Here is a 2,273-nt window from a genome sequence, read left to right on the forward strand (position 1 = left end):
CGAGTCTAGGCGTCACCGTAACCTGTTCGCATGACATGGAACCCCTTCTCACGCAAGGATCGACGGGACAAAGAGGCGGAGGCGGACCAGAGGGCCTCCACTGAAGAGGTACGAGGCAAGGGACGCCCCACCCCTAAGCGCAAGCAGGCCGAGGCCCGGAACCTGCGCCCTCTGGTCCCCAAGGACCGCAAGGCCTCGCGCAAGGCCGCCAAGGCCCGGATTCGAGCCCGTGAGGATGCCCAGTACGAGGCCATGAGGACCGGCGACATCGACCACATGCCCAAGTCGGAGCGCCTTCCCTGGAGAATCTACATCCGCGACTATGTGGATGCCCGCTTCAATCTGCTGGAATGGATCTTCCCGGCCATCATCCTCATGTTCGTGGCCACCCTGATGGGTATGTTCGTGGGTCCTCAGCATTACGCCACTTTCACCATGGTGGTGACCGTCCTTCTATATGGCTACCTGATCGTGGCCCTGATCGACACCTGGCTGATGTGGCGCAAGCTCAAGCGGCTGCTGATCGACAAGTTCGGCGAGCGCTCGGTGGCCAAGGGTTCCCGCTCGGCCTCCTATGCCTGGCAACGAGCCATGATGGTCCGGCGCTGGCGGGTCCCCAAGCCCAGCCAGAGCAAGCGTGGGCACTGGCCCAAGTGACAGCCGGTTGTCCTGACTTACCGACCCATCGATTAGCCGCGCCGCCCGGTTCCACTTGAGGTTCCGGGCGTTCTTCGTATTCACTCCACATTCTGCTGATGGTCTTCATTCTCCCAGCCTCCACGGCTAGCATGGATTGCTATGCAGCAATCGATCAACCAACTCGGCACAGAGTCTCTTGACCCCTGGGATGCCGACAGCCGCCAGTACGACACCATCATCATCGGATCCGGTCCGGGCGGCTACGCCACGGCCCTGCGCACGGCAGAGCTGGGCGGACGTGTAGCCCTGGTCGAGCAGGACCCTGTGGTCGGCGGCGTCTGCCTGAACCGCGGATGCATCCCCACCAAGGCCCTGCTGACCGCCACCCAGGTTCTCGAACAGGCCGACCTCGGGGCCGCCATGGGCATCAATATCGAGTCGGCCGACATCGACTACCAGAAGCTCCAGGATTATCAGGACCGAATGGTGGACGCCATGACCGGCGGCCTGTCGAGCCTGCTGAAGCAACGCGGCATCACCGTGGTGCACGGCCACGGCACCATCGTCGGCGACGGCCTGGTAGAGGTGACCGACGATGATGGCAATCGAACCCGCCTGACAACCTGCGACACCATCCTGGCCACCGGTTCTCATGCCAGGGCCCTGGAAGAACTCCCTTTCGATGATCTGGTCATCGACACCGACCGGGCCCTGACCCTCAAGCCTTTCCCCCACCGGGCCCTGATTATCGGATCAGGGGCTGTGGCCCTGGAATTCGCCACCATTTGGAATCAAGCCGGTTGCCAGGTGACCCTGATGGTCAGACGGGACCGGGTGCTCTCCCACTGGGGTCGGCGGACCGGTCAGATTCTGACCCGGGAGTTGGAGCGTCAGGGAATTCAAATCATTACCCATGCCCGCTGTTCGGGCGGACACCGTCTACCCGCTGATGGAGGCATTCAGGTCGACTACCAGCCAACGGACGACAAGGACCAGGCGGGAACGATCGAGACTGATCTGGTCCTGGTGGCCATCGGCAGGGACCCCAATACCGATCCCGAGCACATGAAGGAGCTGGGCATCGATCTGGACAACCATGGCCAGGTCCTGACCGACTCCCAGGGGCGCACCAGCCGTGACCGGGTCTGGGCCCTGGGCGACATCACCCCGGGTCACCATCTGGCCCACAGGGCCTTCCAGCAGGGCATCACCCTGGCCGATGCCGCCTCCGGCCTGGACCCCGAGCCGGTCAACGAGGCCACCATCCCCCGCGTGGTCTTCTCCTCCCCCCAGGCCGCAGCTGTGGGCTTCAGCCGTCAGGAAGCCGAGGACAATCCATCGCTGAACCAGGTCAAGGAGACCATCTACCCCATGATGTCCAACTCGCGCATGCGCATGAGCGGCATGCAGGGCACCCTCAGTCTGATCACCGCCTGCCCGGCCACCGACATGGAGAAGCAGATGGTGGTCGGTCTGGAGATGGTATCCCCCCAGGCCTCCGAGAACATCGCCGAGGCCCAGCAGCTGGTTGGCAACCAGATTCCCCTGCACCGTGCGGCCGGGCTCATCCACCCCCATCCCACCTTCTCGGAAGCCATTGGAGAGGCCCTGCTCAAGGCTGACGGCAGACCCCT

General features: G+C 63.6%; 2 protein-coding genes. Both read left to right on the forward strand.

What is annotated here, in order from left to right:
- The first annotated feature begins 30 nt into the window (after positions 1 to 30).
- On the forward strand, positions 31 to 657 hold the full coding sequence (locus tag AC0AP0_RS12290; RefSeq protein ID WP_490430688.1) for a DUF3043 domain-containing protein: 627 nt from the start codon (positions 31 to 33) through the stop codon (positions 655 to 657).
- Positions 658 to 798: 141 nt separating this feature from the next.
- A partial coding sequence (locus AC0AP0_RS12295; protein WP_490430689.1) for a dihydrolipoyl dehydrogenase family protein occupies positions 799 to 2,273 on the forward strand: 1,475 nt, incomplete at its 3' end.

The sequence above is a fragment of the Bifidobacterium sp. POST2/T3 (B1) genome (assembly GCF_058197115.1).

Excerpts from the sequence above, each read along its gene's own strand:
- AC0AP0_RS12290 (WP_490430688.1), top strand. The coding sequence starts at position 31 with ATGACATGGAACCCCTTCTCACGCAAGGATCGACGGGACAAAGAGGCG.